This window comes from Streptomyces sp. NPDC088124, assembly GCF_040685895.1.
Lineage (GTDB): Bacteria > Actinomycetota > Actinomycetes > Streptomycetales > Streptomycetaceae > Streptomyces.
Genome location: NZ_JBFBJB010000072.1, coordinates 1 through 13,418 on the forward strand (window position 1 = coordinate 1; position 13,418 = coordinate 13,418).

The 13,418-nt window shown below is 71.1% G+C and carries 15 protein-coding genes; 7 read left to right on the plus strand and 8 right to left on the minus strand.

Going from position 1 to position 13,418, the window contains the following annotated elements; all coding sequences use genetic code 11:
* Positions 1–516: 516 nt before the first annotated feature.
* Positions 517–1,158 (minus strand): DNA-3-methyladenine glycosylase, encoded by a 642-nt coding sequence (locus AB0P17_RS37645; protein ID WP_365818540.1) that lies wholly within the window; start codon positions 1,156–1,158, stop codon positions 517–519.
* A gap of 86 nt (positions 1,159–1,244) precedes the next feature.
* On the opposite strand from AB0P17_RS37645, the gene AB0P17_RS37650 reads away from it, so the two are divergent.
* The 3 genes from AB0P17_RS37650 (at position 1,245) to AB0P17_RS37660 (ending at position 3,354) form a co-directional block, all read left to right on the plus strand.
* On the plus strand, positions 1,245–2,027 hold the full coding sequence (locus AB0P17_RS37650) for a sporulation protein (protein ID WP_365818542.1): 783 nt from the start codon (positions 1,245–1,247) through the stop codon (positions 2,025–2,027).
* Between the two features lie 107 nt (positions 2,028–2,134).
* Positions 2,135–2,674, plus strand: coding sequence for a YbhB/YbcL family Raf kinase inhibitor-like protein (locus AB0P17_RS37655; protein ID WP_365818544.1), 540 nt, complete (start codon positions 2,135–2,137; stop codon positions 2,672–2,674).
* Positions 2,675–2,835: 161 nt separating this feature from the next.
* A complete protein-coding gene (locus AB0P17_RS37660; RefSeq protein WP_365818547.1) occupies positions 2,836–3,354 on the plus strand; it encodes an HNH endonuclease in 519 nt (172 codons plus the stop codon).
* A 24-nt stretch (positions 3,355–3,378) separates the two neighbouring features.
* Here the strand turns inward: AB0P17_RS37660 and AB0P17_RS37665 are convergent, their stop codons facing one another.
* The 4 genes from AB0P17_RS37665 to AB0P17_RS37680 all read right to left on the minus strand — a co-directional run bounded on the left by AB0P17_RS37665 (position 3,379) and on the right by AB0P17_RS37680 (position 6,624).
* Complete coding sequence (locus AB0P17_RS37665; RefSeq protein WP_365818549.1) at positions 3,379–4,155, minus strand: sulfite exporter TauE/SafE family protein; 777 nt, start codon at positions 4,153–4,155, stop codon at positions 3,379–3,381.
* 71 nt (positions 4,156–4,226) lie between these two features.
* A complete protein-coding gene (locus AB0P17_RS37670) occupies positions 4,227–5,156 on the minus strand; it encodes an SPFH domain-containing protein (RefSeq protein ID WP_030353811.1) in 930 nt (309 codons plus the stop codon).
* A gap of 167 nt (positions 5,157–5,323) precedes the next feature.
* Positions 5,324–5,755 (minus strand): NfeD family protein, encoded by a 432-nt coding sequence (locus AB0P17_RS37675; RefSeq protein ID WP_365818552.1) that lies wholly within the window; start codon positions 5,753–5,755, stop codon positions 5,324–5,326.
* Positions 5,756–5,832: 77 nt separating this feature from the next.
* On the minus strand, positions 5,833–6,624 hold the full coding sequence (locus tag AB0P17_RS37680) for an ABC transporter ATP-binding protein (protein WP_365818554.1): 792 nt from the start codon (positions 6,622–6,624) through the stop codon (positions 5,833–5,835).
* 127 nt (positions 6,625–6,751) lie between these two features.
* On the opposite strand from AB0P17_RS37680, the gene AB0P17_RS37685 reads away from it, so the two are divergent.
* Positions 6,752–7,552, plus strand: coding sequence for a hypothetical protein (locus AB0P17_RS37685; protein WP_365818556.1), 801 nt, complete (start codon positions 6,752–6,754; stop codon positions 7,550–7,552).
* A 194-nt stretch (positions 7,553–7,746) separates the two neighbouring features.
* On the opposite strand, the gene AB0P17_RS37690 is transcribed toward AB0P17_RS37685, so the two are convergent.
* The 3 genes from AB0P17_RS37690 to AB0P17_RS37700 form a co-directional block, all read right to left on the minus strand.
* Positions 7,747–7,995 carry a chaplin gene (locus tag AB0P17_RS37690; protein ID WP_365818558.1) on the minus strand — a complete coding sequence of 83 codons (249 nt, stop codon included), beginning with the start codon at positions 7,993–7,995 and terminating at the stop codon, positions 7,747–7,749.
* Positions 7,996–8,185: 190 nt separating this feature from the next.
* Complete coding sequence (locus tag AB0P17_RS37695; RefSeq protein ID WP_365818620.1) at positions 8,186–8,836, minus strand: response regulator transcription factor; 651 nt, start codon at positions 8,834–8,836, stop codon at positions 8,186–8,188.
* 40 nt (positions 8,837–8,876) lie between these two features.
* On the minus strand, positions 8,877–10,034 hold the full coding sequence (locus AB0P17_RS37700; protein ID WP_365818560.1) for a GAF domain-containing sensor histidine kinase: 1,158 nt from the start codon (positions 10,032–10,034) through the stop codon (positions 8,877–8,879).
* 237 nt (positions 10,035–10,271) lie between these two features.
* On the opposite strand from AB0P17_RS37700, the gene AB0P17_RS37705 reads away from it, so the two are divergent.
* From AB0P17_RS37705 to AB0P17_RS37715, 3 genes are all read left to right on the plus strand, one after another.
* The gene (locus tag AB0P17_RS37705; RefSeq protein ID WP_365818562.1) at positions 10,272–10,970 is read left to right on the plus strand and encodes an SDR family oxidoreductase; all 699 of its coding nucleotides are present in this window, start codon (positions 10,272–10,274) and stop codon (positions 10,968–10,970) included.
* A gap of 20 nt (positions 10,971–10,990) precedes the next feature.
* Complete coding sequence (locus tag AB0P17_RS37710) at positions 10,991–12,193, plus strand: S-adenosylmethionine:tRNA ribosyltransferase-isomerase (protein ID WP_365818564.1); 1,203 nt, start codon at positions 10,991–10,993, stop codon at positions 12,191–12,193.
* Between the two features lie 309 nt (positions 12,194–12,502).
* Positions 12,503–13,273, plus strand: coding sequence for a transglycosylase SLT domain-containing protein (locus AB0P17_RS37715; RefSeq protein WP_365818566.1), 771 nt, complete (start codon positions 12,503–12,505; stop codon positions 13,271–13,273).
* Positions 13,274–13,418: the final 145 nt, after the last annotated feature.

Here is a 13,418-nt window from a genome sequence, read left to right on the forward strand (position 1 = left end):
TATCCGGTAGCACCACGAGAGCGGAACCAACCGGTCGGAATATGACCAGTCGGTTCACAGCGTCCTCGCTGTGTTTACTACAAAGGAACCTCAACCCACCGGAACAATCCGGGAGGTCGGGGTATCAACATATCTGGCGTTGACTTTTGGCACGCTGTTGAGTTCTCAAGGAACGGACGCTTCCTTCGTACTCACCCTCTCGGGCTTTCCTCCGGGCGCTTCCCTTCAGTGTTTCGTTCTTGCGTTTCCGACTCTATCAGATTCATTTGGCGGTGTTTCCCGCTTCCAGAATTCTGATGGCCTTTGGATTGGCCCTTTGCCTTTCGGCTGTTCACTACTTTAACCGAATCCCCGCCCGGCTCATAATCGAGTCGTCGGGTACAGAATTTCGGCATGCCGAAACTCAGACCCCTAAGGGCTTGATCGTGATGTAGTGGGTGGCCGCTGCGGAGGCTGCTGAACAGCAGGCTCCGTTGAAAGCGGCTCGGGCTACGTTAGGCGGGTGGACCGGCCGAGTCAAGTTCGTCGGCGGCGTGGTGCGTGGGCCCGGTAAGGGCTGACGGAAGGGTCGCCGTCGATCCAGAAGCGCCAGGGGTGGGTCGCACCGTCGCCGCCCACTCCCGTACGCGGGCCGCTGCGGACCTGGGCTTTGGTGACCGGGGTGCCGGTGAGCATCGACAGCGGATGGCCCGGGCCCGCGCAGACGTCGGTGCCGTTGAGGTCCCGGTCCACGTTCAGGGCGGTGGCCAGACGGGCCGGGCCTTTGGCCAGTTCTCTGTCGTTGCGGGCCGAGAGTCGACGTTTACGGGCCAGCTCCGCGCCCACGCCGATCTCGCCGGCCCGGAGCAGTACCCCGTTCGGCCGGCCCTCCGGCCCGCACACCAGGTTGAGGCAGTGCCACATCCCGTAGGTGAAGTAGACGTACGCGTGGCCGGGCGGGCCGAACATCACGTCGTTCCGGGGCGTGCGGCCCCGGAAGGCGTGCGAGCCCGGGTCCAACTCGCCCGCGTACGCCTCCACTTCGGTGAGGCGGAGTTCGATGGGGCCGTCGGCCGTCTCCCGTACGAGCGTGCGGCCCAGGAGGTCGGGCGCGACCTCCAGGACCGGCCGGTCGAAGAAGTCCCTGGGCAACGGCATACGGTCGGGGCTCGCCATCATGGCGTCCGAGCGTACCGGGGAACCGTCCGTGGCCGGAGCGCGTATGTAGGGGGCAGGGACCCCGAGGGACTTAGTAGGAGTGAGACATGGGCTTCAAGAAGCTGCTGGCGAGCCTGGGCGCCGGCGGGGCGACGGTCGAGACCGAGCTGATCGAGTCGAACGTGGTGCCCGGCGGGGTGGTGCAGGGTGAGGTGCGGCTCGAAGGCGGCTCCGTGAACCAGCGGATCCAGGGGCTCAGCGTCGGGCTCCAGGCGCGGGTCGAGGTGGAGGGGAACGAACAGGAGACCGTGCAGAACATCGAGTTCACCCGGCAGAGCATCGGGGGCGCCTTCGAGATAGAGGCGGGGGCGGTGCACGTGGTGCCGTTCGGTCTGGAGATCCCCTGGGAGACGCCGGTCACGACCATCGAGGGACAGCCGCTGCGCGGCATGAACATCGGGGTGACCACGGACCTGGACATCGCGCGGGCGCTGGACAACAGCGACCTCGACCCGATCAACGTCCACCCTCTCCCGGCGCAGCAGGCCATCCTGGACGCCTTCGTCCGTCTCGGTTTCCGCTTCAAGAGCGCGGACATGGAGAAGGGGCACATCCACGGGACGCGGCAGCGGCTGCCGTTCTACCAGGAGATCGAGTTCTTCGCGCCTCAGCAGTACCGGGGGCTGAACCAGGTCGAGCTGACCTTCGTCGCGGACGACCGTGAGATGGACGTGATCCTGGAGATGGACAAGAAGCCGGGGCTGTTCACCGAGGGCAGCGACTCGTTCCGCTCGTTCCAGGTGGGGCTGGGCGACTTCCAGGGCACGGACTGGGCCGCGTATCTCAACCAGTGGCTCGCCGAGGTCGGTGGCCGTCGTAACTGGTTCTGAGGGGAGCCTCTAGGCTCGGTCCTCCGGCGGCCGACGTCCGACATCGGCGGCCGGCACAGGACAGACGAACAGTTGACAGGCCAGAGCTGACATCCGGAGGTTCAGACGTGACCGAGGCGACGAGGGCCCCACTCCCCCATGACTTCCATCCGCGAGTGCCGTCCTTCACCGTGGTGAGCGACGATGTCGCGCCGGGGGCGGTTCTGAAGGACGCCCAGGTCCAGGCCGCCGGGAACACCTCGCCGCAGCTGCGGTGGGAGGGGTTCCCGGCGGGGACCGGAAGCTTCGCCGTGACGTGCTTCGATCCCGACGCGCCGACCGGCAGCGGGTTCTGGCACTGGGTGGTCTTCGATATCCCGGCGTCGGTCACGGAGCTTCCGGTGGGCGCGGGCAGCGGCTCGTTCGAGGGGCTGCCCGCGGGGGCCGTACAGGCGCGGAACGACTACGGGTCGAAGGACTTCGGCGGTGCGGCGCCGCCGCCCGGGGACCCGGCGCACCGCTACGTGTTCACGGTGTACGCGGTGGACAGCGAGCGGCTCGGTCCCGACAGTGACGCCACTCCCGCGGTCGTCGGGTTCAATCTGCGCTTCCACACGCTGGCGCGCGCCCAGCTCATCGGGGAGTACGCGGCTCCCGCGGGGAGCTGACCGTTTCCTTTTTGTTTGCCCTGCCCTGGTCTTGGAGAGATCAGGGCAGGGCATTTTTTATTGTGTTGTCCCTCTCGGCGCGCCCGGCCAGAGTTGATCCGAGCCCGCAGCCTTGTCAGCCATGTCAGGGGCCGGGCGGCGAAACACGGGAGGTGGGCGGGATGCGGGACACGTTGGTACTGAATGCGAGCTTCGAGCCGCTGTCGACGGTGACACTCAACCGTGCGGTGGTGCTGGTGCTGCAGGACAAGGCCGTCGTCGAGCAGGCCCATCCCGGTCTCCGTGTGCGGGCCGCCGCCGTGGAGCTTCCGGTGCCCCGGGTGATCCGGCTGTGCCGGTATGTCCGGGTGCCCTTCCGAAGACAGGCTCCGTGGTCGAGGCGTGGGGTCCTGATACGGGACCAGCACCGGTGCGCGTACTGCGGCCGGCGCGCGACGACGGTGGACCATGTGGTGCCGCGGTCCCGGGGAGGCGCGGACAGCTGGCTGAATACGGTGGCTTCGTGCGCCGAGGACAACCACCGCAAGGCGGACCGGACGCCGGACCAGGCGGGGATGCCGCTGCTGCGGGCGCCGTTCGTGCCGTCCCCGGCGGAGGCGATGCTGCTGTCGCTGCGGGCCGGTGAGCGTTCCGAGCTGCCGCAGTGGCTCGCGGGAGTTCCGGCGCAGCCCGCCGCGTGACCCTCAGCCGTACGGGCCGGCCCCTCAGCCGTACCGGTGGATGAGGAGCTGGACGATGGCGACGACGCCGACCGTCACGACCAGCGCGCGCAGGGCGGCGGGCGGCAGCTTGCGGCCGAACCTGGCCCCGAGCTGGCCGCCGACGGTCGAGCCGGCCGCGATGAGGGCGACCGCCGTCCAGTCGAACTCCGCGACGAAGAGGAAGAAGAGCGCGGCGACGCTGTTGACAATGGCGGCGAGGATGTTCTTGACGGCGTTGAGGCGTTGCAGGGTGTCGTCGAGCAGCATGCCCATCAGGGCGACGTAGATGATCCCCTGGGCCGCGGTGAAGTAGCCGCCGTAGACGCTGGCGAGCAGCAGTCCGGTGAAGAGGAGCGGGCCGCCGTCGGGTCCCGCGCTGATGCCTTTGCGTGCGCGGCGGGCCTGGACGGCGCGGGCGAGCCGGGGCTGGAGGATCACGAGGACGAGGGCGAGGGTGACCAGGACGGGCACGATCGTCTCGAAGGCCGTGGACGGCAGGACCAGCAGCAGGGTGGCGCCGGTGAATCCGCCGATGACCGCGGCGACGCCGAGGCGCAGGACGCGGGGGCGCTGGCCGGTGAGTTCGGCGCGGTAGCCGATGGCTCCGCTGATCGAGCCCGGTATCAGGCCGAGGGCGTTGGAGACGGTCGCCGTGACCGGGGGGAGTCCTGTCGCCAGCAGGACGGGGAAGGTGATGAGCGTGCCGGAGCCTACGACGGTATTGATGGCGCCCGCGCTGATGCCCGCCACGAGTACGGCGAGCATCTCCCAGATGGTCACGGTGTGGTGCCTTTCGTGCTGATCGGTGCCGGATGCACCGACCACCGATCATGCACGAAGGGCGGGGGCGGTCAGTCGAGCGGGGTGTCCTGCCTGCGCTCCTTGCCGGTGTTGAAGCCGGGCATGCCGCCGCCGAGGTTGTCGAAGGCGCCGCTGAGCCCCTTGAGCGCGTCGCCGATCTCGCTGGGCACGATCCAGAGCTTGTTGGCGTCGCCCTCGGCGATCTTGGGGAGCATCTGGAGGTACTGGTAGGCCAGGAGCTTCTGGTCGGGGTCGCCCGCGTGGATGGATTCGAAGACCGTACGGATGGCCTGGGCCTCACCCTCGGCACGCAGGGCGGCGGCCTTGGCCTCACCTTCGGCGCGCAGGATCGCGGACTGCTTCTCGCCCTCCGCGGTGAGGATCTGCGACTGGCGGATACCTTCGGCGGTGAGGATCGCGGCGCGCTTGTCACGGTCGGCGCGCATCTGCTTCTCCATCGAGTCCTGGATGGAGGTGGGCGGTTCGATGGCCTTCAGCTCGACGCGGTTGACGCGGATGCCCCACTTGCCGGTGGCCTCGTCGAGGACGCCGCGCAGGGCCGCGTTGATCTCCTCGCGGGAGGTGAGGGTGCGCTCCAGGTCCATGCCACCGATGATGTTGCGGAGGGTGGTGACGGTGAGCTGCTCGATCGCCTGGATGTAGCTGGCGACTTCGTACGTGGCGGCGCGGGCGTCGGTGACCTGGTAGTAGATGACCGTGTCGATGTTGACGACCAGGTTGTCCTGGGTGATCACCGGCTGGGGCGGGAAGGGGACGACCTGTTCACGGAGGTCGATCCGGTTACGGATCGAGTCTATGAACGGGACCACGATGTTCAGGCCCGCGTTGAGGGTGCGTGTGTAGCGGCCGAACCGCTCGACGATGGCGGCGCTCGCCTGCGGGATGACCTGGATCGTCTTGATCAGGGCGATGAATACAAGCACCACCAGGATGACCAGGACGATGATGATTGATGGCATCGCGTTTCTCGGGCCCTTCTCTGCCGGATGTTCCGATGATCCAGTTTCTCAGACCGGCGGCGAACGTGCTGACCGTTCCGCCGGGTTGAGTCACCTGACTGTCACGTCTCGTTGTCGTGGGTGGCCGGCGTACGGGCGTCGGCCGCCGTGGGTGGCTGTCGTGGCCGCTACATGACGACGGCTGTCGCTCCGTCGATCTCGACCACGTCGACCTGTTGGCCGGGTTCGAACGAGGTGGCCTCGTCGTAGGCGCGCGCGGACCACACCTCGCCGGCCAGCTTGATCCGGCCGCCTCTGCCGTCCACCCGTTCCAGGACGAGGGCCTGACGGCCTTTCAGCGCGTCGATGCCGGTGGCCGATCCGGGGGCCGCCGCGGCGCGCTGCCGGGCCGCGAACGGGCGTACGACGGCGATGAGCGCCACGGACACCACGACGAAGACGAGGACTTGGACCACCACTCCGCCACCGAGGGCCGCGGTGATCGCGCCGGCGACCGCACCGGCGGAGAACATGCCGAACTCGGGCATCGCCGTGATGACGAGGGGAATGCCCAGTCCTACGGCGCCGATCAGCCACCACACCCACGCGTCGATTTCCACATGGTCATGGTAGGGGCGCGGGTCCCTGTCCCGACAGGGGTGATATCGGGTCAGAAGGCCACCGATATGACGGAGGATCAGCCGAGCGGCAGTCCGTGCGCCGTCCAGCGGTCACCGGCGCGCTCGACGACGAGCGGGAGTCCGAAGCAGAGGGAGAGGTTGCGGGAGGTCAGCTCGGTCTCCATGGGCCCGGCGGCGAGCACCTTGCCCTGGCGGATCATGAGGACGTGGGTGAAGCCGGGGGCGATCTCCTCGACGTGGTGGGTCACCATGATCATGGAGGGGGCGTACGGGTCGCGGGCGAGGCGGCCGAGGCGGCGTACGAGATCCTCGCGTCCCCCGAGGTCGAGGCCGGCCGCGGGCTCGTCGAGGAGGAGGAGTTCGGGGTCGGTCATCATCGCGCGGGCGATGAGGGTGCGCTTGCGCTCGCCCTCGGAGAGGGTGCCGAACCTGCGGTCCAGGTAGTCGGTCATGCCGAGCCGGTCGAGGAAGGCGCGGGCGCGCTGCTCGTCGACCTCGTCGTAGTCCTCGTTCCAGGTGGCGGTCATGCCGTACGCGGCCGTCAGGACGGTCTCCAGGACCGTCTGGCGCTTGGGCAGCTTCTCGGCCATGGCGATGCCCGCCACGCCGATCCGCGGGCGCAGCTCGAAGACGTCGACCTTGCCGAGCCGCTCGCCGAGGATCCGGACCTGGCCCTTGGTCGGGAAGAGATAGCTGGAGGCGAGGTTGAGCAGGGTGGTCTTGCCGGCGCCGTTGGGGCCGAGGATGACCCAGCGCTCCCCCTCCTTGACCGACCAGGAGACATCGTCCACCAGAGCGCGTCCGTCGCGGACCACGGTTACGTCCACCAGCTCCAGTACATCGCTCATGAGCGCGTTGTCTCCCCATGCAATCGTCTTGAGGTTTCGGGTGCGCCTGTAGACGCGGACCCCCAGGGAAAACCTACGCCACCGGTCGAGTGGTCCGGCCGTGAGGTCCGTTCCCTAGGCTGGGGCCATGCTTTCGCAACCACGCTCAGGACTGCTGGCCTCATGGGGAAATGCCCTGTTGGCCGGATTCGTATCGCCGGACGACGCGGTGCTCGCCGTGGTCGGCGAGGACGCGCTGCACCGGGTGGAGGGGCTGCCGGGCGAGCCGGGACCCGTGGGGCTGACGCTGGCGCTGGGGCGGCTGCGGGCGCTGGGGGTGACCGGTTACCGGGTCGCGCTGCCCGCGCCGGGGCATCCGCTGGGTCTGTGCGGTCCGCCGGAGTTCAATGCCCGCGCCCTGGAGGCGGAGGAGGCCGTGATCGCCGTGGGGGCGCCGTACGGGCTGGTGCCCGAGGTGTCCGCGGTGGGCCCCGAGGGCGACCGTCATGTCGAGGTCCTCTGGCACTGTCTGCCCGTACGGGAGGCGCCGCCGGCGGACGTGCCCTCGCTCGGGGAGGCGGAGCGGGAGCTGGCGGAGGCGCTGCGGGAGGCGGCGGAGGTGCTGTCCGGGCTGGACGTGGCGGCGTCGGGGCCGGTGGCCGAGGCGATCGTGGACGCGTACCGGGCGCGGGCCGAGGCGGGGCGTGAGGTGCTGGCCCCGGGCTATCCGCAGCGGGCGGTGCGGGTGCTGGAGCAGGCGCAGCGGGTGGGGCTGATGATCGAGCTGGCGTACGAGCACGGGCACGGGGGCGCGGTGAGCGCGTCGGAGATGGCGGCGCGGGGGGAGGCGCTGCGGCCGGTGGAGCGGTTCGCGCGGCGGGCGCGGGTGGCGGCGTACAACGCGTATGTGGAGGAGCGGGAGCGGAACGGTCCCGGGGCGGGGGTCTGACGCCTCCGGTCTGCTGAGCGGCGCGCAGGCGGCCCTGTCGCGCGGGCGCGCTGGCTCGCGCGAGAGCTGTCGGAGCGAGTTCGGGCGCGGCCCGTGTGCGGGAGCCACGGGCGGGAGCCGGGCGCGCGGAAGGCCGCCGCCCGGTGCGGCGCCTCGCGGCGGCGCTCCGGGCGGCGGCCCGTGACCCACTGGGGTCAGTGGTTGACCGCGTGGTTGCCGAACGCCGGGTTCAGCAGGCCGATCACGGTGAGCGTGTTACCGCTCACATTCACCGGGACGTGCACCGGGACCTGGACGGCGTTGCCGGAGCCGACACCCGGGGAGTGCTGGGCCACGCCGTTGGCGTGGGCGCCGCCCTCGGTGGCGAACGCGGCACCGGCGGAGGCGCCCGCGGCGAGACCGGCGGTGACGAGGACCAGGGCGGCCTTCTTGGCAACCTTCATGGGGTGTTCCTTAATCGCGTGATCAACAGCCGCGGCGGTATGCGGCGGCACGCCATGGAGAACGCGCGGTCGGCACCCAGGATGCGCCGTGTGGGTGACATACACCCGACAGTATGAATCTCGGATCGGAAGATGACCCTCCGGTTCGTGCCGGTCCCGGCGCCGCGCGCCGTCGTATCAGCCGGTCACCTCAGCCGGTCACCCCATGGCGTACGGCCCACAGCGCAGCCTGCGTACGGTCCGACAGGTCGAGCTTCATCAGGATGTTCGAGACATGCGTCTTGACCGTCTTCTCGGAGAGCACCAGCGCGCGGGCGATCTCCCGGTTGGAACGCCCGTCGGCGATCAGGGTGAGCACCTCGCGCTCCCGTTCGGTGAGCGAGGTCCCCCTGCCCTGGCCCGCCGCCGGGTCGTCCTGGGCCAGCAGCGCACCCGCCACTTCGGGCTGGAGCAGTACGTGCCCGGCGTGGACGGAGCGGATGGCGCCGGCCAGCGCCTCCGGGTCGATGTCCTTGTAGACGTAGCCCGAGGCCCCGGCGCGCAGCGCGGGGACGACGGTGCGCTGCTCGGTGAAGCTGGTGACGATCAGCACCCGGGCCGGGTTGCCCAGGTCGCGGAGCTTGCGCAGCGCCTCGATCCCGTCGGCGCCCGGCATCTTGATGTCCATCAGGACGACATCGGGGCGCAGCTCCTCGGTGCGGGCGACGCCCTCGGCCCCGTCCGCCGCCTCCCCCACGACCTCGATGTCGGGCTGGATCTCCAGGAACGTGCGCAGCCCGCGCCGTACCACCTGGTGATCGTCGACCAGCAGTACCCGGATCGCCCGCCCGGCACCCGGCACCGGCCCTCCTTCGAAGCGCTGCCCGCCGCCCTCGCGCTCTTCAGCCACCGGGCACCTCCATCTCGATCGTGGTGCCCTGTCCGGGCGCCGATCGCACCCGGAGTCTGCCGCCGACGCCGCTCGCCCGGTCACGCATCGAGACCAGTCCGAGGTGGCGTCCGGCCCTGCGGACCGCGCGGGGCTCGAAGCCCTTGCCGTTGTCCGTGACGCTGAGGACCGCGCCCTGGGCGCGGCGGGCGAGGGTGACGTCGACGCGGTCGCCCCCGGAGTGGCGCAGCGCGTTGTGCAGCGCCTCCTGGGCCACCCGCAGCAGCGCCTCCTCCTGGGCGGCGGGCAGCGCCCGTACCGCGGAGCTGTCGAAGGTGACCCTGGCCGAGTGGGCGCGGTCGAGCACCTGGATCTGGGTACGGAGCGTGGCGACCAGGCCGTCCTCGTCCAGGGCCGCGGGGCGCAGCTCGACCACGGCGGCGCGCAGCTCGTCGGCGGCCTCCGCGGCGAGGGCGGCGATCTGCTGGAGCTCGCCCTTGGCGCGGGCGGGGTCGCGGTCGACCAGCGCGGCGGCGGCCTGGGCGGTGAGCCGCAGGGAGAAGAGCTTCTGGCTGACGGCGTCGTGCAGCTCGTGCGCGAGCCGGGAGCGTTCCTCGACGATGGTGAGTTCGCGGCTGCGCTCGTACAGCCGGGCGTTGGTCAGGGCGATCGCGGCGTGCTGGGCGAGGATCGAGAGGAGTTCCACGTCCTCCTCGGTGAAGCCGCAGCCGTCCCCGCGGGCGGACGGTGTTCGGGGGCAGCGCTTGTTGGCGAGGAAGAGCGCGGCGATGATCTCGTCGCCGTCCCTGACCGGCAGGCCGAGGAAGTCCGACATGTCGGGGTGGGCGGAGGGCCAGCCCTCGAAGCGGGGGTCCTTCCGTACGTCGGCGAGGCGCTCGGTCTTCTGCTCGTGGAGCATCGCGGCGAGGATGCCGTGCTGGCGCGGCAGCGGGCCGATGGCCTTCCACTGTTCGTCGCTGACGCCGTCCACGACGAACTGGGCGAAGCCGCCGTGGTCGTCCGGCACACCGAGGGCCGCGTACTCGGCGTCGAGCAGTTCGCGGGCGGAGACGACGATCGTCTTCAGGACGTCGTGCACCTCCAGACGCCTGCTCATGGCGAGGAGTGCGGTGCTCACGGCCGCGAGGCCGGAGCGGGGTCGGTGGCTCATGTGGCCACCGTACCGGCGGGCCGGTACGCCGCGTATCGGACCGGGGACCGCCCGGGGCCGGGGCCTTTGGGCCTAGGACCCGGCCGCCCCGGCCTAGGGCGAACTGCCCGCGTGGGTCGGGGCCCGCGCACGAGGCGGCGGGGGCGGGAGCGTTCCTACGTTGGACGCGTCACAAGGCCCGTTCCCGGCCGCCGGTCGGCCGGTGGCCGGGAACGCCGACGCGAAGGAGCGGACATCATGCCGGTAGCGGTCATCACGGGGGCATCGAAGGGGCTGGGACGGGCGCTGGCCGAGGAGCTGGCGCGGCGCGGCTGGGATCTGGTGCTGGACGCCAGGACCGCGCGCGTACTGGAGGAGACGGCGCGGGCGGCCGGGGCGCACGGGACCCGGGTGGTGGCGCTCGCCGGGGATGTGACGGACGCCACGCACCGCGCGGAGCTGGTGGCCGCGGCGGCGGGGCTCGGCTCGCTGGACCTGGTGGTGAGCAACGCGAGCGCGCTGGGCGCGGAGCCGCTGGTACGGCTGGACGCGCTGCCGCTGACGGGGCTGCGGGCCGCGCTGGAGACGAACGTGGTGGCGGCGCTCGGGCTGGTGCAGGAGGCCCTGCCGCTGCTGCGGGCGAGCGCGACGGGCGCGGTGATCGCGGTCAGTTCGGACGCGGCGGCCGAGGCGTACGAGACCTGGGGCGGGTACGGGGCGTCCAAGGCGGCGCTGGACCACCTGGCGGCGGTACTGGCGGTCGAGGAGCCGGGGCTGCGGGTGTGGTCGGTCGACCCGGGGGACATGGGGACGGATCTGTACGCGGCGGCCGTGCCGGACGACACGGACCCGCGCCCGGCGCCCGAGGCGGTGGTGCCCGGCTTCCTGCGGCTGCTGGAGCGGCGGCCGACGAGCGGCAGGTACGCGGCGCCCGCGCTGCTGGAGGCGACGGCATGAACGGCGGAACGGGGGCGGCCATGACGGAGACAGGGACGGGCACGGCTATGAGGGAGACGGGCACGGGTACGGGGGACACAGCCGCGGCGGAGACGGGATCGGGCACGGCGCCGGGGGTCGGGGCGGGGCCGCTGGAGATACCGGACGTGCCCGAGGAGCTCTCGGCGCGGGTCCCGGCGGAGCAGCGCGGGGCGGGGCGGGACGACGTACGGCTGCTGGTGTCCCGGGGGACGCGGGTGAGCCACTACGCCTTCCGGGAGCTGCCGGGGCTGCTGCGGGCCGGGGACGTCCTGGTGGTCAACACCTCGGCGACGCTGCCCGCGGCCGTCGACGGGCGGGTCGGTCCCGATCCGGGCGGTGAGCGGGTGGTCGTGCACTTCTCGACGGTGGGTGACGACGGCAGGTGGGCGGTCGAGCTGCGGACGCCGCACGGGCACCTCGGCGCCGCGGCGGGTACCGGCGCCGGGGAGGGCACCAGGACCGGGGCGACGCTGCCTCGGCCCGGCGGGCCGGCCGGTCTGGTCGTACGGCTGCCGGGCGGCGCGGAGCTGGTGGTGGAGGAGCCGCTGGACCCGGCGGGGGTGCGGCTCTGGTGGGCGCGGGTCCTTGGCGCCGGGGTGCCGGAGCTGCTGAGCCGGCGCGGGCGGCCCATCCGGTACGGGTACACCGAGCGGGACCAGCCGCTCTCCGCGTATCAGACGGTCTTCGCGCTCCCCTCCCCCGACGGCCGCGGCTCGGCGGAGATGCCGAGCGCGGGGCGGCCCTTCACGGCGGGGCTGGTGGCGGCGCTGGTGAGCCGGGGCGTGCAGTTCGCGCCGCTGGTCCTGCACACGGGGGTGGCGTCGCCCGAGGCGCACGAGCCGCCGTACCCGGAGCGCTTCGCGGTGCCCGAGTCGACGGCCCGGCTGGTGAACGCCGCGGCGGCGGCCGGGGGCCGGGTCGTCGCGGTCGGTACGACGGCGGTGCGCGCCCTGGAGTCCGCGGCGGGCCCGGACGGGGTGGTGCGGGCGGCCGCCGGCTGGACGGACCTGGTGGTGACGCCCCGGCGCGGGGTACGGGTCGTGGACGGGCTGCTGACCGGGCTGCACGAGCCCGCCGCCTCGCATCTGCTGATGCTGGAGGCGATCGCCGGGCGGGCGGCACTGGCCCGGGGATACGCGGCGGCGCTGCGCTCCCGCTATCTCTGGCACGAGTTCGGGGACGTGCATCTCCTGCTGCCCTGAAAACGCCCCGAAATCGCTCACTCTTCGAATTGCTGGAGCAACAACCGGTCATGGCGTGGGGGGCCCGATGTGAGCCCCGGCATAGGACCCACGTCACTTACGAGCGGGATTAGTCGACGGATAAGGGCCGCGTGAGCACGGCAAAACCGGACATTGGGGCGCCTTCCCGGCGCCCCTTTGCACTATCCGGGGTCGTACGTCACACCTTTGCCAGGGCATTTTGCGGCCGCTAACAATTGCCGACGTCGCCGCCGAGATGGCTGGCCGTCCGGCCTCCGCGACTCCCGCTATTCGAAGAGGTACGTCTCTATGTTCTCGTCACGCACCCCTGGCCTCAGCCGTCTGAACAAGACCCACAAGGCCTCGATTGCCGGCGTCGCAGCCGCCGGAGCCGCGGCTCTGACGCTCACCCTCGTCCCCGGAGGCCACCACACCGCCGAGGCCAAGCCCGAGGCGCGGGTCAAGTCCTCCGCCGCCACTCAGGTGGCGTGGACGCCCACGGCCGACGGCAAGCAGACTTCGAACGTGCAGGCGGTCATCGCCAAGCAGTACACGAACTCGCTCGACAGCCAGGCCAACGTCCACAGCGTCGGCATCACGAAGTCCGACTCCGAGGCGAAGGCGAAGGCCACCGCGAAGGCGAAGGCCGAGGCGAAGGCCAAGGCCAAGGCCGCCGCCAAGGCGAAGGCCAAGGCCGAGGCGAAGAAGCGCGAGAAGACCACGTCCGCCGGCCGCTCGACCGTGCGCAAGCCGGTCTACCCGAACAACCTGGACGGCTGGATCCGCGAGTCGCTGGCCATCATGAAGAAGCACGGCATCCCGGGCTCGTACAACGGGATCCACCGCAACGTCATACGTGAGTCGAGCGGTAACCCGAACGCGATCAACCTGTGGGACATCAACGCCCAGAACGGCATCCCCTCCAAGGGACTGCTCCAGGTGATCCCGCCGACCTTCAAGACGTACCACGTCAAGGGAACGCCCAATAACATCTACGACCCGGTCTCGAACATCGTGGCCGCGTGCAACTACGCCGCGGACAAGTACGGCTCGATGGACAACGTCAACAGCGCGTACTGACCGGCGCGAGAGTGATCCGGGCGGCCGTGTGAACGGCTGAGGGCGGCACCCCCACTGCGGGGGTGCCGCCCTCCGGCATGTTCCGGCGTGCTCCGGCGCGTCACGGGCGTGCCGCGCCCGGGGGCCTCACGCCCGGCCGTGGCCG